The organism is Acinetobacter sp. P1(2025), from assembly GCF_051390655.1.
In the GTDB taxonomy this organism is placed as follows: Bacteria; Pseudomonadota; Gammaproteobacteria; order Pseudomonadales; family Moraxellaceae; genus Acinetobacter; species Acinetobacter junii.
Genome location: NZ_JBPKBJ010000025.1, coordinates 1 through 24,985, shown reverse-complemented (window position 1 = coordinate 24,985; position 24,985 = coordinate 1). Strand labels below are relative to the sequence as shown.

General features: G+C 39.1%; 20 protein-coding genes and 1 pseudogene. 10 read left to right on the top strand and 11 right to left on the bottom strand.

All coding sequences use genetic code 11. The features are described from left to right. Window positions 1-90: 90 nt before the first annotated feature. The 5 genes and pseudogenes from arsH to arsC form a co-directional block, all read right to left on the bottom strand. A pseudogene (gene arsH, locus ACSC97_RS08180) lies at window positions 91-795 on the bottom strand (arsenical resistance protein ArsH). Window positions 796-800: 5 nt separating this feature from the next. After that, window positions 801-1,841 carry an ACR3 family arsenite efflux transporter gene (arsB, locus tag ACSC97_RS08175; RefSeq protein WP_436660363.1) on the bottom strand — a complete coding sequence of 347 codons (1,041 nt, stop codon included), beginning with the start codon at window positions 1,839-1,841 and terminating at the stop codon, window positions 801-803. A gap of 7 nt (window positions 1,842-1,848) precedes the next feature. After that, window positions 1,849-2,322, bottom strand: coding sequence for an arsenate reductase ArsC (locus ACSC97_RS08170; protein WP_436660361.1), 474 nt, complete (start codon window positions 2,320-2,322; stop codon window positions 1,849-1,851). A gap of 7 nt (window positions 2,323-2,329) precedes the next feature. After that, a complete protein-coding gene (locus tag ACSC97_RS08165; protein ID WP_099948095.1) occupies window positions 2,330-2,650 on the bottom strand; it encodes a metalloregulator ArsR/SmtB family transcription factor in 321 nt (106 codons plus the stop codon). 27 nt (window positions 2,651-2,677) lie between these two features. Then, a complete protein-coding gene (gene arsC, locus ACSC97_RS08160) occupies window positions 2,678-3,112 on the bottom strand; it encodes an arsenate reductase (glutaredoxin) (RefSeq protein ID WP_020899787.1) in 435 nt (144 codons plus the stop codon). A gap of 259 nt (window positions 3,113-3,371) precedes the next feature. On the opposite strand from arsC, the gene ACSC97_RS08155 reads away from it, so the two are divergent. Then, complete coding sequence (locus tag ACSC97_RS08155) at window positions 3,372-4,520, top strand: alpha/beta fold hydrolase (protein WP_004955590.1); 1,149 nt, start codon at window positions 3,372-3,374, stop codon at window positions 4,518-4,520. A gap of 74 nt (window positions 4,521-4,594) precedes the next feature. Here ACSC97_RS08155 and ACSC97_RS08150 read toward each other — a convergent pair whose 3' ends face one another. From ACSC97_RS08150 to ACSC97_RS08135, 4 genes are all read right to left on the bottom strand, one after another. Beyond that, entirely contained in the window at window positions 4,595-6,658 is a 2,064-nt protein-coding gene (locus ACSC97_RS08150) for a putative bifunctional diguanylate cyclase/phosphodiesterase (protein ID WP_129261685.1), read from the bottom strand. 677 nt (window positions 6,659-7,335) lie between these two features. Further along, window positions 7,336-8,352, bottom strand: coding sequence for a ketol-acid reductoisomerase (gene ilvC, locus ACSC97_RS08145; protein WP_436660358.1), 1,017 nt, complete (start codon window positions 8,350-8,352; stop codon window positions 7,336-7,338). A 103-nt stretch (window positions 8,353-8,455) separates the two neighbouring features. Further along, window positions 8,456-8,947: an acetolactate synthase small subunit gene (gene ilvN, locus ACSC97_RS08140; protein WP_004760770.1), complete on the bottom strand. Its 492-nt coding sequence runs from the start codon at window positions 8,945-8,947 to the stop codon at window positions 8,456-8,458. Then, entirely contained in the window at window positions 8,944-10,671 is a 1,728-nt protein-coding gene (locus tag ACSC97_RS08135) for an acetolactate synthase 3 large subunit (RefSeq protein ID WP_004906563.1), read from the bottom strand. The genes ilvN and ACSC97_RS08135 overlap by 4 nt, the downstream gene beginning before the upstream one ends. A gap of 506 nt (window positions 10,672-11,177) precedes the next feature. Here ACSC97_RS08135 and ACSC97_RS08130 point away from each other — a divergent pair. The 9 genes from ACSC97_RS08130 (at window position 11,178) to ACSC97_RS08090 (ending at window position 22,885) form a co-directional block, all read left to right on the top strand. After that, a complete protein-coding gene (locus ACSC97_RS08130) occupies window positions 11,178-11,552 on the top strand; it encodes a DUF4124 domain-containing protein (protein ID WP_436660355.1) in 375 nt (124 codons plus the stop codon). A 342-nt stretch (window positions 11,553-11,894) separates the two neighbouring features. Beyond that, the gene (leuS, locus tag ACSC97_RS08125) at window positions 11,895-14,519 is read left to right on the top strand and encodes a leucine--tRNA ligase (protein WP_436660353.1); all 2,625 of its coding nucleotides are present in this window, start codon (window positions 11,895-11,897) and stop codon (window positions 14,517-14,519) included. 158 nt (window positions 14,520-14,677) lie between these two features. After that, window positions 14,678-15,187, top strand: a complete 510-nt coding sequence (gene lptE, locus ACSC97_RS08120) for an LPS assembly lipoprotein LptE (RefSeq protein WP_436660351.1) — start codon at window positions 14,678-14,680, stop codon at window positions 15,185-15,187. A 9-nt stretch (window positions 15,188-15,196) separates the two neighbouring features. Next, entirely contained in the window at window positions 15,197-16,192 is a 996-nt protein-coding gene (holA, locus tag ACSC97_RS08115) for a DNA polymerase III subunit delta (RefSeq protein ID WP_004955573.1), read from the top strand. 24 nt (window positions 16,193-16,216) lie between these two features. Next, on the top strand, window positions 16,217-17,047 hold the full coding sequence (locus tag ACSC97_RS08110; protein ID WP_436660349.1) for an SIR2 family NAD-dependent protein deacylase: 831 nt from the start codon (window positions 16,217-16,219) through the stop codon (window positions 17,045-17,047). A 109-nt stretch (window positions 17,048-17,156) separates the two neighbouring features. Beyond that, window positions 17,157-18,485: a MacA family efflux pump subunit gene (locus ACSC97_RS08105; RefSeq protein WP_436660347.1), complete on the top strand. Its 1,329-nt coding sequence runs from the start codon at window positions 17,157-17,159 to the stop codon at window positions 18,483-18,485. A 1-nt stretch (window position 18,486) separates the two neighbouring features. After that, a complete protein-coding gene (locus tag ACSC97_RS08100; protein ID WP_436660345.1) occupies window positions 18,487-20,478 on the top strand; it encodes a MacB family efflux pump subunit in 1,992 nt (663 codons plus the stop codon). 259 nt (window positions 20,479-20,737) lie between these two features. Continuing rightward, the gene (locus tag ACSC97_RS08095; protein ID WP_436660343.1) at window positions 20,738-22,138 is read left to right on the top strand and encodes an efflux transporter outer membrane subunit; all 1,401 of its coding nucleotides are present in this window, start codon (window positions 20,738-20,740) and stop codon (window positions 22,136-22,138) included. Between the two features lie 219 nt (window positions 22,139-22,357). Beyond that, window positions 22,358-22,885: a CbrC family protein gene (locus ACSC97_RS08090; RefSeq protein WP_099948084.1), complete on the top strand. Its 528-nt coding sequence runs from the start codon at window positions 22,358-22,360 to the stop codon at window positions 22,883-22,885. A 160-nt stretch (window positions 22,886-23,045) separates the two neighbouring features. Here ACSC97_RS08090 and ACSC97_RS08085 read toward each other — a convergent pair whose 3' ends face one another. Both ACSC97_RS08085 and ACSC97_RS08080 read right to left on the bottom strand, forming a co-directional pair. Next, window positions 23,046-23,849 (bottom strand): enoyl-ACP reductase FabI, encoded by an 804-nt coding sequence (locus ACSC97_RS08085; RefSeq protein WP_004955561.1) that lies wholly within the window; start codon window positions 23,847-23,849, stop codon window positions 23,046-23,048. Window positions 23,850-23,991: 142 nt separating this feature from the next. After that, entirely contained in the window at window positions 23,992-24,726 is a 735-nt protein-coding gene (locus ACSC97_RS08080; protein WP_436660340.1) for a Bax inhibitor-1/YccA family protein, read from the bottom strand. Window positions 24,727-24,985: the final 259 nt, after the last annotated feature.

The following is a 24,985-nucleotide window of genomic DNA, read 5'->3' as shown; positions in this document are numbered from 1 at the left end:
CATTAAATTAAAAAAAAACGAACCGCTCAATTGAAATGAGCGGTTCGTTTTAAATATTCATCACATCACAAACATCGAATAAAGTTTATTTTACAAACTTCTTTGGTTCACACGTTTAGACAATTCTTCAGCTGATTCTTTGCGTTCAGAATAACGATCTGTCAAATACTTGCTTTGTCCTCGTGTAAGAAGTGTAAATTTATAAAGCTCTTCCATCACATCAACAATTCGATCGTAATATGCAGAAGGTTTCATACGCCCATCTTCTTCAAACTCTAAAAATGCTTTTGGAATAGAAGATTGGTTCGGTATGGTAATCATCCGCATCCAACGACCAAGTATGCGCATTTGATTTACACTGTTAAATGACTGTGATCCACCACTGACCTGCATCAGAGCAAGTGTTTTACCTTGCGTTGCACGAATCGCACCGCCCGCGAGAGGAATCCAATCAATTTGTGACTTAAAGATTGAACTCATCGAACCGTGGCGTTCAGGTGAACACTAAACCATACCTTCAGCCCAAGCCAATAATTCATGTAGCTCTTTCACTTTCGGATGTTCAGTATCTGCATCTTCTGGCAGAGGCAATCCTTTAGGATGAAAAATTTTAACCTCAGCACCAAATTGCTCTAAGATTCTCCCTGCTTCCATCACAGCTAAGCGACTGTAAGAACGCTCACGATTAGAACCATACAACAATAAAATTCTTGGAGCATGGTCTAACGCTTTTGCCTGTACTTTCTCTAAAGTAGGCTGATCAAGCAGACTCATATCAATATTTGGAAGACTCATCACCATTACACCGATTTAAAATACTTTTTTCTTAACCACAAGGACACACTAACTAAAGCAATCAATACAGGAACTTCAACCAAAGGACCAATCACCGTAGTGAACGCCACTGGCGAAGCTAAACCAAATGTTGCAATAGCAACAGCTAACGCCAATTCAAAATTGTTGCCTGCTGCAGTAAACGAAATTGCAGTCGTTTTAGGATAGTCATTGCCCATCCATTTGCTCATAAAGAAGCTAATGAAGAACATCACCACAAAGTAAATCGTCAGAGGGATTGCTATACGGATTACATCCAAAGGTAAGCCCACAACATCACTACCTTTCAAACTAAACATCGCGACAATTGTGAAAAGTAAAGCAAGCAGACTCAAAGGACTAATTTTTGGTAAAAAAACAGTTTGATACCAATCTAAGCCTTTAGCTCGGACGAGAATCAATCGTGTCATAAAACCTAGAAAAAATGGAATCCCAAGATAAACCAATACCGCATGCGTAATGGTCCAGAAGTCGACATTAATGACTTGTCCTGCAATGCCAAAATACGGTGGCAAGAAGGTTAAGAATAACCACGCATAAGTACTGAAGAATAAAATTTGGAAGATACTATTAAATGCAACAAGTGCTGCTACATATTGGTTATCACCACAGGCTAAACCATTCCAAACTAAAACCATTGCAATACAACGTGCTAAACCGATCAAAATCAGCCCAGTCATGTATTCAGGATAATTATGTAAAAACACAATTGCGAGTACAAACATTAATACTGGAGCAATCAACCAGTTTTGCACCAAAGATAAAGTTAAGGTTTTTTTATCTTTGAACACTTCAGGCAAAGCAGCATAATCCACTTTTGCCAAAGGTGGATACATCATCAAAATCAAACCAATCGCGATAGGAATATTGACCGAGTCGACACTCATTTTATCGAGCGTTACCGAAGCCTGAGGGAAAAATACACCGATGGCTATTCCTAGTGCCATGGCAATAAAAATCCAAAGCGTAAGATTACGATCTAGAAAAGATAACCTTTGTTGAGCCATGATGTTCTCATTCAATCTCAGAAATTTTATTGATCGCAGCAATTAACTCTGGACGAGTCATACTTTCAGTATCCATTGTAAATAAAGCATCTAAACGGCGATTGATATGATCAACAGTCACTTGGAATGCTTTTAATTTTTCTTCTTTCGGCAAGTCTAAATGCGATGGATCTGCTAAACCCCAATGTGCTTTGATCGCTCCACCTAAATAAAGAGGACAAGCTTCTTGTGCTGCAGAATCACATACGGTAATTACCACATCAGGTTGATATTGTTCACAGTCATCAATCGTTTTGCTCCACAAACCTTCAGTTGATAGATTTAAGTTTTCTAAAGTCTCGATCGTCAAAGGATGAACTTGGCCAGATGGCTTACTTCCTGCACTATATGCTTTCCAACCTGCTGGTGCACGATGATTAAATAGCACCTCCGACAAAATGCTACGGCAACTATTTCCAGTACATAAAAATAGAAATTTCATATTCAAATTACTCACAATAACTTTTTAGAGATAAAGTCGATAAATCCTGACTAGTTGATGATGAACCGTTGACTAAAAGAGCCAAAATATCATGGCACCATATCGGCAGTTCTGGATTGATGCTGTAATACACCCACTGACTTTGTCTTCGATCTTGTAGTAAGCCAGATGACCTTAATAAGGCTAAATGTCTCGAAATTTTTGGTTGGCTCAAGTTTAATTTTTCAGTCAAATCACAAACACATAGTTCTTTATTTTCCGCCACCAAAATGACAATACTGAGACGTGTTTCATCAGACAAACACTTAAAGAAATTCACTCGATCCATTTCCAACCTCAAATACTGAATTATTATTTAATTAACACGCTGACCATTTTCATCAATCACCTGTTCACCATCCTCTTTGGAAAAAGCTCCTTGTTGTGCAACTGGTAAAATATCCAGTACCAACTCCGATGGTCTGCATAAACGAGTACCCTGACTCGTCACAACAAAAGGACGATTAATTAAAATAGGATGTTCAAGCATAAATTCGATTAATTCATGATCTGTCCAAGTTTCACGATCCAAATCAAGTTCACGATAAGGATCAACATTCGTACGGATCGCAGCCCTTACAGACAAACCAGCATCACTAATCAATTGAATAAGTTCAGATTTTGAAGGAGGGTTCAGTAAATATTCAATCACGATAGGTTCAATACCCGTATTGCGAATTAATCCGAGTGTATTTCGAGATGTCCCACATGCAGGGTTGTGATAAATCGTAATTTGTTGTTGAGTAGACATAATGAGTGCAAACATTTTGAATTAATGATAGTGACTTTATATATGAATATTCATATATACGCAATACCATATATTTAGATTGATAAGCTCACTTCCCTATACACCCCATGCCTAAATAAGTATTTTTGAGCAATTTACGACCATGCAATATTCGAAATTGATCATTTTCAAAAATAAGTTAAGCAGATGAGTCAGTGAGCAAATGCTTTTTTTCTTCTAATATGCCGCTACACAGTTGCAACCGTAGAGTTCTTGCACGATGACTCAATTGCCTAAAGTTAAAGATACCTTTGTTAACTCTAAAACAGCCCAATCCATCTTAAAAACGCGTGCGGGTAAACAAGCTGCACAAGTTTTTTCAAATGCGGCGGATCGTTTCTTGAGAGGACATCAACTGGCATTGTCAGGAAAGACACCTTTTGAAGTCGTTTATGAACGTGAAATTATTAGTTTACGGTTTTACAAGGCAGATGTAGAAACAGGTGAAAATAAACACCGTGTACCTCTCGTCATTATCCCCCCATTAGCAGCCAATACCCTAGTGTTCGATTTGTTTCCTGATCGTAGTTTAATTCGTTATTTTCAAAGCCAAGGTTTTGATGTGTATATGATTGACTGGGGCACACCAAGCCGTAGACAAGCCAAATACAATTTCGGCACCTATATCAAAATCTTTATGCCCGACTTTATCAACAAAATTCGTGAACATAGCGGGCAACAGCAACTATCATTATATGGCTGGAGCCTAGGTGGAGCGATCTCACTTTGCTACACGTCATTATTCAAAGATAAAAATATTAAGAATTTAATGATTTTGGCATCACCGATTAATACCCATCAATCAGGTTATATTGGTAAGCTCTATCAAAAGTTAAACACACCAGCGCAATGGGTGCGAACCAATACCAATTTCCGAATCCGTCAAATTCCTAGCCGCTATTTTCATATTCACGGTTGGCAAAATACGCTCGGATTTAAGCTCACAGATCCCGTGGGTAATTTTAAAAATTATTGGCAATTACTGAAAAATTTGAATGATCGACAGTTTGTCATTAATCACGCAACTTCAAGTTCGTTTGTTGACAATATGCTCGCCTATCCTGGGGGGGTAATGCGCGATATCATTTTGCGCTTTTGGATCGACAACGAACTTTCGACTGGTGTGGTTCAATTTGGTGAGCAAACCGCTTATTTTAAAGATATCGATTGTTCAGTTTTAGCGATTGGCGGTGATACTGATATTATCGTCACAGCTGAAGCAGTCAAACCATTAATGGATTTAATCAGCAGTCAAGATAAGCAATTCGAGATTGTTTCAGGAGGGCATATGGGGTTGGTTTCAGGTAGCCAAGCACCTCTACATGTTTGGCCTGTCATTACTAACTGGCTCATTCCACGCTCTGAATAAAGCAAATAAGATTGTCAAATATTGAGTCTATGCTCAATGTTTGACAACTCATCAAATCTGCTTAACGCAGTCGTTTAAGCAAAGTTATGAGTTCGGTTTAATACTAGATTCTCAACATTTACAGGACGACCTAACAGATATCCCTGCAATTGATTGCATCCAAGATGTGTCAAAATATCCGCTTGCTCCTGCGTTTCAACCCCTTCCGCAGTCACAACCAATTCTAATTTCGCAGCCAAGTGAATAATACTTTCTAAGATCGCCTCTTCTTTCGAATTAGGCTGTAAATCAATTAAAAAACCGCGATCAATTTTAAGCTCATCGATTGGTAAATCTTTTAAATAAAGAAAACTCGAATAACCTGTACCAAAATCATCAATTGCAATTCGAATCCCTAACTTTCTCAATCGCTCTAAAGTACGAATACTCGATTCGATATGATGCATCGCAGTTGATTCTGTGATTTCTAAAATGAGATGTTCAGGTTGAATTTGATATTTATCTAAGAGCTTTTCTAATACACAAAACAGTTTTTTATTTTCAAATTGCAAAGCCGAAAGATTGACTGCGATCGGATAAAAAGGACTATTACTCTGTTCCCATTTTTGGATCTGTTGGCAAGCTTGCTCAAGTGCCCAATATCCCATTGGAATGATCAAACCTGTCTTCTCAGCTCCCTCTATAAACATTTGCGGAGTTAACAATCCCAAAGTTGGATGCTTCCAACGAATCAGAGCCTCTACTCCACAGATTTCATAATTGACCGTAAATTTCGGTTGATAAAATAAGATAAACTGTTGTTCATCAACAGCTTTATAAAGATCATTAATTAATTTGGATTGACTGCGAACATCTTGTTGATCACTTGCAGAATGGAAAATAGTAAAGGTATTACGTCCTTGATCTTTAGATGCCAACATCGCAACATCTGCATTGATCAAAAGATCTTGAACATTCGTACCGTGTTCAGGATAAATCGCAATGCCCAAACTGGCTGAAATATTTATCTCTTTATTTGCAATTGAATAACTTTCTTGAATGGCATGTAGAACTTTCTCTGCTAACTCTATCGCCTCATTTGCATCAGTATGCTCTGAGATTAAAACAAACTCATCACCACCAATTCTAAACAGCTTTTGATTTTGGCTAAGTTTCTGATGTAATCGATTAGCCATTTGGATTAATAACTGATCACCAATGTGATGTCCAAAAGCATCATTAACAGACTTAAAACGATCTAAATCAATATATAAAAATGCAGCTTTTTGTTCTTTTAAACGATGATGACTAAAAATTACTTCAGCATAATCTGTTAAGGATAAGCGATTTGGCAGTTTAGTTAAGGAGTCATGTGAAGATTGGTTGGCTAACTCGCGATTAATTTTTGTTAATTGTTGGTTGCGCTCCTCTAGTCTCGCTTCTAAAACTGCAACGGCGAAACCAGCAACGAAGACTAAACTCGTAATAAAAATAATCGTAAATAACAGCACACTTTGATCAGTTTGAGCAGCACTTAAGATCATCGCTACTCGTTCATCAAATAATGTCGCAGCCATTCCAGTATAATGCATTCCCACAATACTAAATGCCATCAATAAAGCGATAGTCAGTTTCAAAACTGTACGATGGGTAGTCGCTGTTTTATATTTAAAAATAAACCAAAAACTTAATGCAGAGCCAAAAATTGCAATCAAGATCGAACTAATGACCAAAAGTGGATCATAGTGTAGTTGATGATCGGTAAATGAGAGTGCAAGCATTCCCGTGTAGTGCATTCCTGAAATGCCTAAGCCCATAAACACAGCACCTAAAACCAATCGCGGTAAAGGTAATGTAGGTCGAGTTGTTAACCACACAGCAAATATAGAAGCCACTGCACCAACTAAATAAGACAATGCAGTCAAACTAAGATCAAAGTGATAGCCTTCTGGCAAATGGCTAGCCAGCATTCCCACAAAATGCATTGCCCATATCGCTAATCCTAAGATTAGACCACTTGCAATCAAAATACTTTTTTCAAATTTTTTATAAGCAGGTTTGAAAACAAGTTCTTCCATCGAAACTGCTGCATAGCAAGTTGCTATTGCAACCAGAATGGAAACGATGACCAATGTGCTATCGTAATCAACGTGTACCATAAAGGACTTCCATGATTATTCAGTACTTTTTTTTATTTTCTGAGCAAATTGCTCAAAATCCGAACGATCCTTCACACTCAAAAAAGATATAAATTTCGCATTCATAAACTTTCCTTAACAATAACATCATCTAGCACAAGGTCAAGTCTTTTTCACTTTATAAATCAATAGAATAAAAACATATATTCATTTCAAACCAATGAAAATTCTTGTTTTTTTTACTGCAATTTTCAAACCACATTACAGATTCAATTGAACTAAGCTTTTTGATGTTAATTTTTTGATTATGAGATACTAAAAGCTGAACCGTCGTACATTTCAATTTTGAAAAACAATCAACAATTATAAAAGACACCATCACCTTTAATAAATGCTTTAAACATATATATAGTATGCCTTTTTATCATGCTGTTTGTTATAACTCTGTTATTAAAAATAATAATAAATAAGAAATTTTTTTATACTGAAAGCAAACAAGCGACTAGATTCAATAACTGGTGATTCATTTTTATTCCTAGTGATGTCCAAAATTCTGCTTTCCTGCATACAAGCTGTAAGAATTAACTAAGCTACTCAAATTCAAAGATTATGCTATCGTCAACATACAACAATTTAAGTGATGCAATAAAAAAGCCCTTGGATTAACAAGGGCTTTTTTTTAAGATTAAACTAAAAAATTAGTTTTTCTCTTTATCAACGATTTTGTTTGCTTGAATCCAAGGCATCATCGAGCGTAATTTAGCACCCGTTACTTCGATACCATGTGCTGCATTTTGACGACGACGAGCAGTCATAGATGGGTAGTTCAACGCACCTTCTTGGATGAACATTTTCGCATATTCACCAGATTGGATACGTTTCAATGCATTACGCATTGCTTCACGTGACTGTTCGTTGATTACTTCAACACCAGTTACGTATTCACCGTATTCAGCATTGTTAGATACTGAATAGTTCATGTCAGCGATACCGCCTTCGAACATCAAATCAACGATCAATTTAAGCTCATGCAAGCATTCGAAGTAAGCCATTTCTGGTGCATAACCAGCTTCAACTAAAGTTTCGAAGCCCATTTTAACCAATTCAACAGCACCACCACAAAGAACTGCTTGTTCACCGAATAAATCAGTTTCAGTTTCTTCACGGAATGAAGTTTCGATGATACCTGTACGACCACCACCTACGCCTGAAGCATAAGAAAGTGCAACGTTACGAGCATTACCTGAAGCATCTTGGTGAATCGCGATAAGATCAGGAACACCTGAACCACGTTGGAATTCTGAACGTACAGTGTGGCCAGGTGCTTTTGGAGCAACCATGATTACGTCTAAATCTTTACGTGGAACAACTTGGTTATAAAGAACAGAGAAACCATGAGCAAATGCTAAAGTTGCACCTTCTTTGATGTTTGGTTCAATTACATCACGATAAAGTTGAGCTTGGAACTCATCTGGAGTCAAGATCATAACTAAGTCAGCTTGAGCAACAGCTGCTGGCACTTCAGAAACTTTAAGACCTGAATTTTCAGCTTTTTTCCAAGATGCTGAACCAGCACGTAAACCAACAGTTACGTCTACGCCAGAGTCTTTTAAGTTAAGTGCGTGAGCATGACCTTGTGAACCATAACCAATAATTGCAACTTTCTTGCCTTGGATGATTGATAAGTCACAGTCTTTATCGTAAAAAATTTGCATCTGTTTTCTCCGCTAAAATTTTTGTCATTTCCCTTGTTATACAAGGATAGATCCTTTGAAACTTCCCAATTCTTCCATTTCTATATGCAGAACTGGGGAAGCGTTAAATACTTAAAACTTTTTCACCACGTGCGATGCCTGACACACCAGAACGTACAACTTCTAGAATCGTATTCTCAGCAAGTGCATCAATAAAACCATCGATCTTATCAGTCGTACCAGCAATTTGAATCGTATAAGTCGTCGGTGTTACGTCAACGATTTGAGCACGGAAAATATCAGCTGTACGCTTAATTTCCGCACGAGCTGCACCTAAAGCTTTCACTTTAATCAACATAAGCTCGCGCTCAATATGTGCGCCTTCTGACAAATCAACCACCTTAACCACTTCAACTAATTTATTCAGTTGTTTTGTGATCTGCTCAATTTTGTGATCATCACCATAAGTTGTCAGCGTCAAACGAGATAAAGTTTCATCTTCAGTTGGAGCAACGTTTAAAGTCTCAATGTTGTAACCACGTTGAGAGAATAAACCGACCAAACGAGAAAGCGCGCCTGCTTCATTTTCTACAAGTACAGAGATAATGTGTCTCATGCCGTGCGCTCCCCTTTACCTAACCACATATCTTTCATCGACTGGCCTGCAATAAGCATTGGATACACATGCTCAGTACGGTCAACCATGACATTAATGAACACACATTTATCATTAATCGCCATCGCTTCTGCAAGCTTAGATTCAAGCTCATCTGCGTGGTCAATTTGAATACCAACGTGACCGTAAGCTTCCATTAATTTGGCAAAGTCAGGTAATGAGTCAACGTATGAACTTGAATGACGTCCTTCGTAGTTCATATCTTGCCATTGTTTAACCATGCCTAGAGCTTGGTTATTTAAGCAAAGAATTTTCACATTTAAGCCATACTGCTTACATGTTGATAACTCTTGGATACACATCTGAATCGATGCTTCACCAGTAATACAAACCACTTGCTGATCTGGGAAAGCAAGTTTAGCTGCCATCGCATATGGTAAACCAACACCCATGGTACCTAGACCACCAGAGTTGATCCATTGACGTGGACGCTTATATGTATAATACAAAGCACCAAACATTTGATGTTGACCCACGTCAGACGTGATAATCGCTTCACCATTTGTAACTTTGCACAAAGCTTTAACCACTTGCTGTGGTTTCATTGAACCATCAGTTGGTGTTTCATATTTCAAACCGTGGACTTTGCGCCACTCATTGATTTGTGACCACCATTCAGCAATAGCTTCTGGGTTTGGCTTTGACACATTCATTTGTTTCAACTGAGCCAACATTTCTTGAAGGACAGGCTCAACAGCACCCACAATCGGGATATGCGCCATAATCGTCTTCGAAATTGTTGCTGGGTCAATATCAATATGAATGACTTTAGCATTTTGACAGAACTTAGCTGGGTTGTTGGTTACACGGTCATCAAAACGCGCACCAATTGCCAAAATGACATCTGCATTGTGCATCGTCATATTTGCTTCATAAGTTCCATGCATACCCAACATACCCACAAATTGTGGATCATCGCCAGGGAAAGCACCTAAACCCATTAAAGTATTTGTTACTGGGTAGCCAAGTAAATGCGCAAGTTCTGTTAATAATTCAGAAGCATTACCTTGAACAACACCACCACCAGTATAAATAACTGGGCGTTTAGCAGTAATTAATTCATCAATTGCTTTACGAATCTGACCTGAATGTCCACGTGAAGGCGGTTGATAAGAACGCATTTTCACTTTTTCTGGATATTCGTAAGCAAATTTCTCTGCTGGGTTGGTCGCATCTTTAGGAATATCAACCACAACTGGACCTGGACGACCAGATGAAGCGATATAGAATGCTTTTTTGATAATTGCTGGAATTTCACTAGCATGACGCACTTGGAAACTATGTTTTACGATTGGACGAGAAATACCAACCATATCTGTTTCTTGGAATGCATCTTCCCCAATTAAATGAGTCGCAACTTGACCAGACAAAATCACCATTGGGATTGAGTCCATATATGCCGTTGCAATTGGAGTAACTGTGTTTGTTGCACCAGGTCCTGAAGTGACGAGCACCACACCTGTTTTACCCGTTACGCGTGAGTATGCATCTGCCATATGACCAGCAGCTTGCTCATGACGTACAAGGTAATGATTAATTTTGTCTTGTTGAAATAGCGCGTCATAGATATGTAAAACTGCGCCGCCTGGATAACCAAAAACATGCTCTACGCCTTCGTCCGCAAGCGCACGAACGAGCATTTCACCACCAGATAAAAGTTCCAACGTGATTCACCCTAGTGTTTGCACAATTTATGGGAGACATAAACTGTGTTCATTCATTAACTTTATGCACTTTTTATAAGTGTGCGTATTCTACTCGTTTTTGCTGCAATAGGAAAAATTTTCTGACTCATCAGCCGTATAAGCTGTTATTACATCTCGAATCAAAATATGTTGGGATAAACATATTTCAAAAAATCATTCTCTCGGCTAGAAAGAATGTCCATTGCAAGCCATGACATTTATCCGAAGGGTGATCAAATAAACGCATATAAAACTAAAGCATGCATTTTTGTTGCTTTCATATACAAAGTCAATAACAAAGAAAATGTTTTTTAAGAATATTTTTTAGCTGTTGCTTTTTTAAGCACTATTCACGCATTTTTTGAATGTAGCACCACCCCATTTATCAAATAACTATTTTCTTTTTCAGTAAAAATAGGCATTGTTATTCACGCATAAAAGCACTTTGATCGAATGTAGACAAAATTCTCTTGGGGAGATCAAATATGACATCAAATCATTTAAAAACAAGCTTATATACTTTAGCAGCGACAGTTATGCTTCTAAGTTCTAGTCAAAACCATGCACAGCAATATTACAAATGGGTCGACGCTAGTGGCTCTACTCATTACACAGCTACTCCACCTCCTAAAGGTGCAAAACGTTTAGATAAAGTCACAACTTATGGTAGCCATAACTACAGTTCCAGCAATGCAACTAGTACAACGACACAACCTACTCAAACGCCACAAAGCGATATAAATCAACAAAACAATTCATCAACTACGAATATGCCTACCGATAATTCTAGGTCTGTTCCAACAGCAGAAGCACCAAGTGTATCTTCGAATTCAGGTGTAAAAGTTCAGCCAAAACTTTAAATAATAAAATTCGATTAAGGTGATGAAATAAGACATCACCTTAATTCGTCTATAAAACGACTAAGCTTATTTCTCTATTAAAAGCATATTTCCTCTACTCATAATAATATTTAATGCAACAAACGAAAAATATATTCCTAGATCGATTGAAGTAGCTGATCAACAGAATAGTGAGAAATTAACCAACTCACCAACATCAAATCGATAAAAGCACTGAAATAGAACCACTGATACTCAATAGCCAGAAGATAAAATCTTGCTCTAAAAACTGACATTCGCCCCTATTTTGCGCTATGCTGTGCGGCAATCTTAACTTTAATTTTTGTTGTATCGCATATCCCTATGACGACTTCTCACATTGACTCCGAATATCAAGCAAGTGCCATTGAGCCTCAAGTTCAACAAGACTGGGACAATCGCAAAGTTTTTAAAGTTGCAGACACTGTAGAGGGCAAACATCGCTATATCCTGTCGATGTTCCCTTATCCAAGTGGCAAGCTGCATATGGGGCATGTGCGTAACTACACGATTGGTGACGTGATCAGCCGTTTTTATCGTTTAAAAGGTGAAACGGTATTACAACCAATGGGTTGGGATGCATTTGGTTTACCTGCTGAAAATGCAGCAATCGCTCATCAAGTTGCACCAGCAAAATGGACATTTGAAAATATCGCATATATGCGTGACCAATTAAAAAAATTGGGTTTGTCTGTGGACTGGGATCGTGAATTTGCAACTTGTACACCAGAATACTATCACTGGGAACAATGGTTATTTGTTCAGCTTTATAAAAAAGGTTTGATTTATCGTAAGCTCTCAACAGTAAACTGGGACCCAGTTGATCAAACTGTTTTAGCAAACGAACAAGTTGAAAATGGTCGTGGATGGCGTTCTGGTGCATTGGTAGAAAAACGTGATATTCCAATGTATTACTTCCGCATCACAGACTATGCACAAGAATTATTAGATGATTTAGACACCTTGCAAGATGGTTGGCCACAACAAGTGTTGACTATGCAACGCAATTGGATCGGCCGCTCTACGGGAATGGAAATTACTTTCCCATCTGCAAATACAGAAATTTATGCTGATGGCTTAACCGTTTACACAACGCGTGCTGATACCTTAATGGGTGTGACTTATGTTGCTGTTGCAGCAGAGCACCCTCTTGCGCTTAAAGCAGCAGAAAACAATCCTGAATTGGCTGCATTTATCGAAGAATGTCGCATGGGATCAGTGGCTGAAGCTGATTTAGCGACTGCCGAAAAGAAAGGCATGGCAACAGGTTTATTTGTAAAACATCCTGTAACTGGTGATGAGCTTCCTGTCTGGATCGCAAACTACGTATTAATGTCATACGGTTCAGGTGCTGTGATGGCTGTGCCAGCACACGACGAACGTGATTTTGAATTTGCCAACAAGTTTAATTTACCAATCAAACAAGTGATCGATGCCAAAGCTGCTGATGATGCAGACTACTCTGCAACTGAATGGCAAGAATGGTATGGCTCTAAAGAAGGTAAACTCGTAAATTCAGGTGAATTCGACGGTTTAGATTTCCAAGCCGCGTTTGATGCTTTCCTTGCAAAATTAGAACCACAAGGTTTAGCAAATGCTAAAGTTCAATTCCGTTTACGTGACTGGGGTGTATCTCGTCAACGTTACTGGGGTTGTCCAATTCCAATGATTAACTGTAACACTTGTGGTCAAGTCCCAGTGCCAGAAGATCAATTGCCAGTGGTATTACCAACTGATGTGGTTCCAGATGGTTCTGGTAACCCATTAAATAAAATGCCTGAATTCTATGAAACCAAATGTCCTTGCTGTGGTGGCGATGCACGCCGTGAAACAGATACCTTGGATACTTTCGTAGAATCATCTTGGTACTATGCGCGCTATGCATCTCCTGACTTTACAGGTGGTATGGTAAAACCAGAAGCTGCTCAAAACTGGCTTCCTGTAAACCAATACATCGGTGGTGTTGAGCATGCAATTCTGCATTTACTTTATGCACGATTCTTCCACAAATTAATGCGTGATGAAGGTGTAGTACAAGGTAACGAACCATTTACCAACTTGCTTACTCAGGGCATGGTGTTAGCTGATACCTTCTATCGTGAAGCTGAAAATGGTAAGAAGACTTGGTTTAATCCTGCTGACATCGAATTAGAACGTGATGAGAAAGGTCGTATTCTTTCTGCAAAATACTCAGGTGATGGTCAAGAAGTTATCATCGGCGGACAAGAGAAAATGTCTAAGTCGAAAAACAACGGGATCGACCCACAAGCAATTATTGATCAGTACGGTGCAGATACAGCACGTGTATTCATGATGTTTGCTGCACCGCCAGATCAATCTTTAGAATGGTCAGATGCAGGTGTCGAAGGTGCGAACCGCTTCTTAAAACGCGTATGGCGTTTAGCTGCTGGTTTCCTGGAAACAGGCAACCAAACAACGACAATTGATACTGCGAACTTGTCTAAAGATGCGCAAGATTTACGTCGCAAAACGCATGAAACCATCCAAAAAGTGGGTGATGACATCGAACGTCGCCATGCATTCAATACTGCGATTGCAGCATTGATGGAGTTGCTGAATGCAACTAACAAGTTTGAAGCAAAAGATGATAATGATGCTGCTGTAGCACGCGAGGCAATTACCACTTTGTTAACCTTGCTTGCTCCATTTGCACCGCATCTCAGTCAAACTTTATTGACTCAGTTTGGTATCGACTTAACAGCTGCTGCCTTCCCGCAAGTGGATGAATCAGCATTAACACGTAATACACAAACGATTGTTGTACAAGTGAATGGTAAGCTCCGTGGTAAGTTAGATGTCGCTGTCGATATTTCAAAAGATGATTTATTGGCTTTAGCAAAAGCTTTACCAGAAGTTCAACAATTCTTAACTGGACCAACCAAGAAAGAAATTGTTGTACCAAATAAACTTGTGAATTTAGTGGTTTAATTTCCTGCTTAAACTCCCTCTCCTAGTGGGAGAGTGAACTTTATCGAAACAAAACCTCATCAAAGCCCGCTGTCATTCAACGGGCTTTGATTCTAAAATGTGGTCAAATTATCAAGATTAAATCTTCCATATTTGCTGGAAGATCATAAGGACAAAGCATGCATATAGCTCAACGTTTCGCTGCGATTGTTTTAACATTAGGCCTAAGTGCAGGCTTAGCCAGTTGCGGTTTCCATTTGAAAGGAAGTAATCCAACGGCAACGCCTTTGGTATATAACAAATTAAATCTTGTTTTACCTGACAATACCGATGAGCTTGAAAATCGTCTGAGCATTTACTTAAGTGCAACAGGCGTACAACTGAGCAATGCGAACGATGCTTATGTACTGCGCATTTTAGACTACACGCCTCGCCGTCAATTATTGAATGGAAAATTAACTGAAGTCTTGCTTCGTCTAACTGTGACTTTCCAAATTGAAGATCGTCAAGGCAATAAAATTACTGAACCTCGCACATTAACTGCATCACGTAGTTATCAATATGATGTCGCAACGGTCAACACCGACAATCAAGAAGAAGCTTATTTAAATAAGATTGTAATTGATGATGTGGCTCAACAGATTACGCGTCAAATTGCAGCAAATCGTTTACCGAAAGCACAGTCGTAATCGCGATTTATGAAACTAGATTATGTTCAAGCTTTAAAACGTGTAAATGAAGCCCGTGGTGCATGGATCATCCATGGGCAAGAGCCTTTGCTAGAACAAAATCTACTCGATACATTTCGTAAAGCGTGGCAACAACAAGAAGTTGAACGTCAACGCTATGATATTAGCAGTGTGAATGATTGGAAAAATGTCTTTAATGCATTGAATAGCCTGTCATTATTTTCTCAACAACTCGCAATTGAAGTCCATGGCAATATCAAACCCGATGCCAATGGGCTAAAACAGCTCAAAAGTTATATTCAGCACAATGAACATAACTTATTACTTATCGTATTACCGAAACAAGATAGTAGTAGTTTAAAGTCCGCTTTCTTTCAGGTGGTTGAAGCAAATGGTGTTGTAGTTCCCTTAACAGCAACCTATCCACAAGACCGACAACGTATATTAAGTATTGAAGCCGATAAACTCGGAATCCAATTGAATAATGATGCATGGCAATGGCTGATGCAGCATCATGAACATAACCTACTGGCAGCCAAAAACAGTTTGATGCGTGTTGCGGATACCTTTCCCGATATCAAACAAATCCAGATTGAACAACTCTACGCTTGTTTACAAGATCAATCACGCTATACCACCTATGATTTAAGTGATGCATTATTAACAGGAAATTTAGCTCAATCCGTTAAAATCTATCAGTATCTTCTTGCTGCTGGCGAACCAGATAGCTTGATCTTATGGACACTCAGCAAAGAAATGCGTCTACTCATGCAACTTTTTGAGCAGCCACAGAATGCATTGCAATTAGGGATTTGGAAAACTAAAGTTTCGCTTTATCAGCAAGCATTACGCCGCTTAAACCCTCGTCAGTTTTTAAAATGGCCTGAACTTTTATTAGCAATAGATGCTGCAATTAAAGGAATGTCTAAAGAAAACTCAGAACATCTGATGCTTCAAGCAATCAGTGAACTGTGTGGTACAACTTTATTTCCAAGCTTTTCTTAAAGATAAATAAAAAAGGATGACTTTATGTCATTGGATTTAACCACAATCCAGAAAGAACAAATCAAAGATATACTTTCGCGTGCTGATGCTCTTATTATCAGCGCAGGTGCTGGTATGGGTGTTGACTCTGGGCTACCTGATTTTCGTGGTAATCACGGTATGTGGCAAGCCTATCCTGAACTAGGCAAACAACGAATTGATTTTACAGAAATCGCCAATCCAGCCGCTTTTCATCGCCATCCACGTTTAGCTTGGGGCTTTTACGGACATCGTTTAGCACTCTATCGTAAGACTCAACCCCATATAGGTTTTGAATTACTCAATCAATTGGCAGAGAAATTAGCACTACCTTATTTTATATTCACTTCTAACGTCGACGGGCAATTTCAAAAGGCAGGCTTTAGTCCAAAGCAGATTTATGAATGTCATGGTTCAATTCATCATTTACAATGCTTAGCTAGTTGTACTTCAGAAATTTGGTCAGCAGATGACATCTCGCCTGAAATCGACCATCTAAATTGCCAATGGTTAGATGACCTCCCTCACTGTAAACATTGTGGCGGTTTGGCACGTCCTAATATCTTAATGTTTGATGACTACGAGTGGATTGCTCAGCGACAAACACAGCAACGAAATCGTTTAGAATCCTTTATAAATCAATATAAACAACCACTTGTTATAGAGATTGGTGCAGGTACAGCTATTCCAACAGTACGCTATTTCAGTGAACGATTTGCGCCCTCTCTGATTCGTATTAATCCTCGTGATTATGCTTTACCTAAAACAGGTGGAATCGCTCTTGCCATGAATGCTGCACATGGTATTCAAATAATATATGACATTTCCACGACATAGCATCACAGCCAAATAGTAAATAATTCTCATTCTAGATTAAAAATATCCACGCTTTATCCTTATTTCACTTTTATACTAAGTTTATTTTCTTCATTTTGACCTCGTGACCATGCCAAAAACAAGCTCTAAAAAAATCCAACCTCGCAAAATAATATTGATCGCTCTCGGTGTATTGATCATCGCAGTATTAGGTTGGATGTTCTTTAAACCTAAAGCCGAAGCTCCACAATATATTAGTGCTGAAGTTTCGCGTGGCGATATTGAAGATTCTGTTTTAGCGACAGGTGTATTGGAAGCCACCAAAATGGTGAGTGTCGGTGCACAAGTTTCAGGTCAAGTGAAAAAAATGTACGTGCAATTGGGTGATCAAGTTAAACAAGGTCAGTTGATTGCTCAGATTGATTCGATTCGTCAAGAAAATGATTTAAAAACGGCTGAAGCAAGTATTAAAAATCAACAAGCCCAGCTTGCCGTTCAACAAGCCAATTTGGCAAAAGTTGAAGCTGAATACAAACGCCAACAAGCGATGTATAGCCAAGATGCAACATCACGTGCAGAACTTGAAACAGCATTAGCAAACTATAAAACAGCTCAGGCACAAATAGCTGCGATTAATGCTCAAATTGAACAATCTCGCTTAACTCTAGCAACAGCGAAAGAAGACCTCGGCTATACCCGTATTGTTGCACCTATGAATGGAACTATCGTGGCAATCGTGACTGAAGAAGGTCAAACGGTAAATGCGAATCAAACGGCTCCAACTATTGTAAAACTTGCAACTCTCGACACGATGACCATTAAAGCTCAGATTTCAGAAGCAGATGTGATGAAAGTTGAGAAAGGTCAAACCGTTTATTTCACCACCTTAGGAAATAGCGAGAAAAAACATTATGCGACTTTGCGTCAAGTAGAACCTGCTCCAGATTCAATCAATACCGAAACTACGAGCACGAACTCTTCTTCATCAAGCTCTGCGGTCTATTACAACGCGCTTTTTGACGTACCTAATGAAGATGGCAAACTGCGCATTGATATGACTGCTCAAGTCTATATTGTGTTGGCTGAAGCAAAAAATACATTAACAATCCCAGCAGCTGCGATTCAAGCAAAACGATCTAATACAAAAAATACTGCTAAAACCTCAACCGATAAAACCGAGGGTAATACCAATAAAGAAGTTCAGCGTCCAAAACGTTTGGAGTTAACAGCTGAAGAACAGAATCTAATTGCTCAAGGAAAAGCATCAACAGGAATGGTTCGTGTTTTACAGGCTGATGGTAGCGCTCAACCACAACAAGTGTTGATCGGACTCAATAACCGTGTAACGGCGCAAGTATTGAAAGGACTCAAACAAGGTGACCAAGTTGTGATTGCAGATGCTTCTGACAACTCAAATGAAGCGGCAAAACGCAGTAACCAACGTGCAATGAGAATGTAATATGACTCAAAATCAAACGCATTCGTCACAGCCGCTACTTGAAGTCAGCAACCTGACTCGGGAATTCCCTGCAGGTGAAGGTACAGTCCAAATCCTCAAAGGCATTGATTTAAAAATTTATGCGGGTGAATTGGTTGCCATTGTTGGGCAATCTGGATCAGGTAAATCCACACTCATGAATATTTTAGGGTGCTTAGACAAACCTAGTTCAGGCAGTTATTTGGTCAACGGACGTGAAACACGTCAACTTGAACCTGATGAACTTGCCCAATTACGCCGAGAATATTTTGGTTTTATTTTCCAGCGTTATCACTTACTCGGTGATTTGAGTGCATCTGGTAACGTTGAAGTCCCTGCAATTTATGCAGGTGTCGATAGTCATCTTCGTCAGGAACGTTCGGCTGAATTGCTCTCTGAACTTGGCTTAGAGGAGCGTCTACATCATCGTCCAAGTCAACTTTCAGGTGGTCAACAGCAACGCGTTTCGATCGCACGTGCATTAATGAACGGCGGTGATGTGATTCTTGCCGATGAGCCAACAGGGGCATTGGATAAGAATAGCGGTATTGAAGTCATGCGTATTTTGCGTGAACTCAATGCTAAAGGTCATACCATCATCTTAGTGACACATGATCTCAATGTAGCAAAAAACGCGACCCGTATTATTGAAATCAGTGATGGCAATATTATTTCAGATAGCGCTAATACACCTGAAAATGATGATCCTGATTTAGAACGTCAGACACTACAACGCTCACCGCAAAACAAAACCTCAGCTTGGCGATCTTTCTTTGATCGCTTAAGTGAAGCGTTCCGTATGGCATTGCTAGCGATGAATGCCCATCGAATGCGTACCTTTTTGACCATGCTCGGGATTATTATCGGAATTGCATCTGTAGTTTCAGTGGTTGCATTGGGTAATGGATCTCAGAAGCAAATTCTTGAAAATATTAGTAGTCTTGGTACGAATACCATTACTGTGTACCAAGGACGAGGATTCGGTGATAACTCACGAGCCTCACAAACCAAAACACTTGTACCTGCGGACGCAGATGCACTTTCAGAACAACCTTATGTTGATGGAGTCAGTCCTTCTGTTAATACAAGTGTGACCTTACGTTTTAAAGAAACTGAAGCATCTGCAACCGTCAATGGTGTAAGTTCGGATTTCTTCTATGTGCGCGGTATGACTTTTAAATCGGGACAACCTTTTGATAAAGGCAGTGTGACCCAACGCGCACAGGATGTGGTCATTGATACGAATACTGAGAAAACCTTTTTCTCTGATGGTACTAATCCAGTCGGTCAAGTGATCTTATTGGGCAGTGTACCGAGTCGAGTGATTGGTGTCATTGATGCGCAACAAGGTTTCATGGGTAGTTCCGACAGCTTGAATGTATATCTTCCCTATTCAACGGTAATGAGCCGAATGCTTGGACAATCGAACGTTCGCAGCATCATCGTGCGAATCAAGGATGAATATCCAAGTAGTGCTGCTGAAAATGCAATCCTGACCTTACTTGAACAACGTCATGGTGCTCAAGATGTGTTTACCCAAAACTCCGATAGTATTCGTGAAACGATCGAGCAAACTACAGCGACAATGACATTGTTAATTTCAGCAATTGCTGTCATTTCACTGGTCGTGGGTGGTATTGGGGTCATGAATATTATGTTGGTTTCAGTCACCGAACGTACCCAAGAAATTGGTGTACGAATGGCGGTGGGTGCTCGACAAAGTGATATTTTGCAGCAGTTCTTGATCGAAGCGATTTTGGTCTGCTTACTGGGGGGCGTGCTAGGTGTATTGCTTTCACTTGGGATTGGACAAATTATCGGACACTTTGCCAAAGGCATTATTGAGATGAGCTATTCAACGACATCTATTGTTGCAGCCTTTGTATGTTCGAGTCTGATTGGTATCGTTTTTGGTTTTTTACCAGCACGAAATGCAGCGCAACTCGATCCAGTTGCAGCACTAGCAAGAGAATAATAGCGAAGAAATCTATCTCAGAAATATGATACTCGTGAACGTCATCCGCAACCTGCGTGGTATCAAAAAATATTGCTTCTGCGATAGATCAAGATAATTGGAAGAATATAACAGGTTTTGCGGATGACAATGGTTTTGCCTACTTTTCCCGAAAGAAAAGTAGGTCGAGCCGAAGGCTTAACCAGAAAATGGATGAGAACTCGATAAGACACCGTCTCGATAATCATGCTCTTTCAAATTATTAAAGGAATGACAAGCAATGTTATTCAAACCAAATAAAATCGCACTTGCCCTATACCTTAGCACTTCTTTAGCTGGCTGCTCTGCTGTTGTTAAAACACCATACAACTCGCCATCCGTACAGGTTCCTCAACAGTTTCAATATGATGTGCAAAAGAATAAAAATGTAAATCTGAGCGATCAATGGTGGACTCTCTTTAATGATGCTCAGCTCAATCAGTTGGTTGACCAAGTTCTCGCCAAAAATAGTGATCTTATTGTTGCTGGTATCACACTGAAGCAAGCTCGCTTACAAGCTGGCTTAGCTGAAAACCAACAAGGCATTCGTACCAGTTCAAGTGTATCAACAGGTCATAACTATGATCTACGCTCAGGAAATGGCACTGATCGTGGTTTATCGACCAGTGTGGGTGTCAGTTATGAGTTAGATTTATTTGGTAAACTTGCCAATCAAACAGAAGCGAGTCGTTGGGAAGCTCTTGCAAGCGCACAAGACTTACAAGCAACCGCGCAAAGTTTAGTTGCCACCACAGCCAAACTATATTGGCAATTGGGTTATTTAAATGAGCGATATAACACCATCCAACAGAATTTAGCCTCTACACAGAAAATTTATGAATTGGTGCAATCACAATACAAAGCAGGTGCGGTTTCAGGTTTAGATTTAACTCAAGCAGAACAATCGGTTCAAAGCCAGAAAGCCAGTTTGAGTCAGATTGAACAACAACGTGTAGAAACACGTACAGCCATTGCTGTATTGCTACATATGCCTGTACAACAACTGAGTATTCAAGAACCGAAACAGCTCCCAAGAAATGCTCTGCCGAATATCGCTGTGGGGCTACCTGCGGATATTTTGTCGCGTCGCCCAGATTTACAAGCTTCAGAATTACGTCTACGTAAAACGCTAGCCACTAAAGATGCAACCAAAGCCAGTTACTACCCTTCGATTAATCTCACAGGTAATTTAGGTGCTTCGAGTACATCGCTGACACAACTTTTGAAGAATCCTGCACTCACTTTAGGTGCGAGTTTAAGCCTACCCTTTCTTCAATATAATGATATGAAGAAAGATATTGCGATTAGTGATCTTGAATATGAAAAAGCAATTACTCAATATCGCCAAACGCTATACCAAGCATTCGCTGATGTAGAAAATGCATTGTCGAATCGAACACAACTGAATCAGCAAGTACAGTTACAGCAACGTAATGTAGAGTTAGCTAATAAAACTGAGCGACTTACCGAAGTGCGTTATCGCAATGGTGCAATCGCCTTAAAGAATTTACTTGATGCTCAAGAGACTACACGTAATGCACGACTGAGCTTAGTTGAAACCAAGCAAAGTCAATACAATGCTTATGTGACGCTAATGCAAGCACTTGGCGGAAGCCCTGTGAAAGAACTACCTGAGCAATAACACACGAGTTGATATTATTTACTCGCTTAAAGTTTTTAGCTCATTTTTAATGAGCTGAGAGCTTTTGATTTTATTCATCAAATCTGTGCATTGACGCAAATCTTGCTGTTTTATATGCTGATCAAAATAAGATAAAAATCCAATTGGTTATAATATGTTTTTATTTTGAATAGACGATCAGCTTACCGTATAACGGTAGCCACTTTAATAAGAGGAATAATGGAACTCCCTATATTTAAGTACCATCCAGAGCCTATTAAAACTGGTGCGATAGAAGTAACAAATGAAAAGTGTGAATGTTGTGGTATGGCTAGGGGCTACAGAGCTACTTCTACAATCTACGCCGAGGAGGAGATACAAACTATTTGCCCTTGGTGTATTGCGAATGGCTCAGCTGCTGAGAAGTTTGATGGTGAGTTTACTGACTCACATCCATTACTTAAATCTGGACTTGATAAAACTATTGTAAAAGAAGTTTGTGAACGAACTCCTGGCTTTAATTCTTGGCAACAGGAAGTGTGGTTATCACACTGTAATGATGCTTGTGAATTTCATGGTGATGCAGATAAGCTCGATCTATTAGAAATAACAGGAACTATATTAGAGGCTTTCTTAGGCAAACAACAAATTAACCAAGATATATGGCAAGAGATAGTTACTTCCTATGAAAAAGGTGGAAACCCTTCAGTTTACAAATTTAAGTGTAGAATCTGTGGTATGAAAACTTACGCTGTGGATTTTGCATAAAGCAAATAAACTGTTTCCCAACACTTGATATTTTCAGTTCAAAGCTAGCTTCGCAGTTCATATAAAATAGTCTGAGCTATTAGTTTTTAAAAAACTTACTATTTTCCAAAAATAAAGCCGCTATAAAAGCGGCTTTATTCAATAATTTAGATTAATCTAATTATTCATCATCCATCATTGACTGGCTCATACCGACAGTATTGAAACCACCATCAACATAAAGGATTTCACCCGTAATACCTGAAGCCCACGGTGAGCAAAGGAATAATGCTGCATTACCCACTTCTTCAATCGTTACATTACGTTGTAATGGAGCAATTTTTTCATTGGCATCCAACATTTTACGGAATGATTTGATACCAGAAGCAGCCAATGTACGGATTGGACCCGCTGAGATCGCATTCACACGAATCCCCTCTTTACCCAAGCTTAGTGCTAAATAACGAACACCCGCTTCTAAAGATGCTTTAGCCATCCCCATCACGTTGTAGTTTGGCATCACACGCTCAGAACCTTGATAAGTCAAAGTTAATAAACAACCTTGACGTGCTTGTAATAAAGGCTTTGCAGCACGCGCCATCGCAACAAAGCTATACGCGCTAATGTCATGTGCGATTTTGAAACCATCACGATCTGTCACGTCTGTGAAGTCACCATCTAATGTATGTGCTGGTGCAAAACCGATTGAATGCACAACACCATCTAAACCGTCCCAATGTTTTGCTAACTCAGCAAATGCACCATCAATTTCTGCATCAACAGCTACATCACAAGGGAAAACTAAGCTCGAACCAAACTGTGCTGCAAAATCATCAACACGTTTTTTCAACTTTTCATTTGGATAAGTAAACGCAAGCTCCGCACCTTCACGATGTAATGCAGCAGCGATACCGTATGCAATTGATAATTTGCTTGCAATACCAGCGATTAAAAAACGTTTACCAGCTAAAAGTCCTTGTGACATCTTATTCTCACTCGAAAAATTTTCACCACATCATGCCAACATTCCTTATTTTTCGGAATTGCATAATCCATCTTTTTTACAAACTTGCATAAAAAAATCGCCCTCAGATGAAGGCGATTTTCTTTTTTAAGATAACAATTCGTTAGTCATCACCTTGGATCAGACTCAACAAACGCATAAATGAGTAATACATCCATACCAAAGTTGCTAATAATGCAATTGCACACAACCATTCAAATGCTTTCGGAGCACGTTGTGCTGCTGCACTTTCAATTAAATCAAAATCTAAAATTAAGTTCAGTGAAGCAATTACCGCAACAAAAGCTGCAAAACCGATACCTAACCAGTTACTTTCAAAGATATAAGGAATACTTGAGCTAAATGCCAAACTCATGATGATCTGAACGACAAATACCAAAGCAATCGCAATAGATGCTGAGATCACCACTGCTTTGAATTTCTCAGTTGCGCGAATGATCTGGAATTTATATAAACCAAATAGAACTAATGTGGTCACAAATGTTGCAAGTAAAGCTTGTAACGGAACACCTGGAAATTTCAGTTGGAAAATAAAAGAAATGCCACCTAAAAATGCACCTTCAAATAAAGCATAAGGAATTGCTAAAGCAGGTGCTGTATTGGATTTAAATGTTGTAATCAAAGCTAGAACAAAACTGCCAATTGCCCCGACGATTGACGCTGCATATGCAATCGAAAGATTTGCTGTGAATGCACAATAGAAAAATAGTGCCATTCCGAGAACCGCTGCGATCACAGTCAAAAGAACCGATTTTTGAATCGCTCCTTGAATGGTCATGGATTCAGCCAAGTCACTATAAGTTTCAACACGAGTTAAAATTGGATTATTACTTTGCATGTATACGCTCTTTTTATAGTTAGCAATAAAAGCACAAGTTTAAGCGATTTCTTTATTCTGCCCAATATTTTTTTACATTCATTAAAAAAAGGAGCCGAAGCCACTGCTGTCCCATAGTTTGCTTTAAATAAAAAAACCTGAGTCTAAATAGTTAAAATATGAGTGCAAACAAACACTTTAACTATAAAGGACTCAGGTTTTGTCACATCAGAATACCGTATTTCATCAATTACTCAAACCCATTCTAAGACAAGATTTT

Coding starts and splice junctions, on each gene's coding strand:
- ACSC97_RS08095 (WP_436660343.1), top strand. CDS start 20,738: ATGTTATTCAAACCAAATAAAATCGCACTTGCCCTATACCTTAGCACT.
- ACSC97_RS08110 (WP_436660349.1), top strand. CDS start 16,217: ATGTCATTGGATTTAACCACAATCCAGAAAGAACAAATCAAAGATATA.
- leuS (WP_436660353.1), top strand. CDS start 11,895: ATGACGACTTCTCACATTGACTCCGAATATCAAGCAAGTGCCATTGAG.
- ACSC97_RS08090 (WP_099948084.1), top strand. CDS start 22,358: ATGGAACTCCCTATATTTAAGTACCATCCAGAGCCTATTAAAACTGGT.
- ACSC97_RS08165 (WP_099948095.1), bottom strand. CDS start 2,650: ATGGATCGAGTGAATTTCTTTAAGTGTTTGTCTGATGAAACACGTCTC.
- ACSC97_RS08100 (WP_436660345.1), top strand. CDS start 18,487: ATGACTCAAAATCAAACGCATTCGTCACAGCCGCTACTTGAAGTCAGC.
- ACSC97_RS08155 (WP_004955590.1), top strand. CDS start 3,372: ATGACTCAATTGCCTAAAGTTAAAGATACCTTTGTTAACTCTAAAACA.
- ACSC97_RS08105 (WP_436660347.1), top strand. CDS start 17,157: ATGCCAAAAACAAGCTCTAAAAAAATCCAACCTCGCAAAATAATATTG.
- holA (WP_004955573.1), top strand. CDS start 15,197: ATGAAACTAGATTATGTTCAAGCTTTAAAACGTGTAAATGAAGCCCGT.
- ACSC97_RS08080 (WP_436660340.1), bottom strand. CDS start 24,726: ATGCAAAGTAATAATCCAATTTTAACTCGTGTTGAAACTTATAGTGAC.
- lptE (WP_436660351.1), top strand. CDS start 14,678: ATGCATATAGCTCAACGTTTCGCTGCGATTGTTTTAACATTAGGCCTA.
- ACSC97_RS08085 (WP_004955561.1), bottom strand. CDS start 23,849: ATGTCACAAGGACTTTTAGCTGGTAAACGTTTTTTAATCGCTGGTATT.
- ACSC97_RS08150 (WP_129261685.1), bottom strand. CDS start 6,658: ATGGTACACGTTGATTACGATAGCACATTGGTCATCGTTTCCATTCTG.
- arsC (WP_020899787.1), bottom strand. CDS start 3,112: ATGTCTACTCAACAACAAATTACGATTTATCACAACCCTGCATGTGGG.
- ACSC97_RS08170 (WP_436660361.1), bottom strand. CDS start 2,322: ATGAAATTTCTATTTTTATGTACTGGAAATAGTTGCCGTAGCATTTTG.
- arsB (WP_436660363.1), bottom strand. CDS start 1,841: ATGGCTCAACAAAGGTTATCTTTTCTAGATCGTAATCTTACGCTTTGG.
- ilvC (WP_436660358.1), bottom strand. CDS start 8,352: ATGCAAATTTTTTACGATAAAGACTGTGACTTATCAATCATCCAAGGC.
- ACSC97_RS08130 (WP_436660355.1), top strand. CDS start 11,178: ATGACATCAAATCATTTAAAAACAAGCTTATATACTTTAGCAGCGACA.
- ilvN (WP_004760770.1), bottom strand. CDS start 8,947: ATGAGACACATTATCTCTGTACTTGTAGAAAATGAAGCAGGCGCGCTT.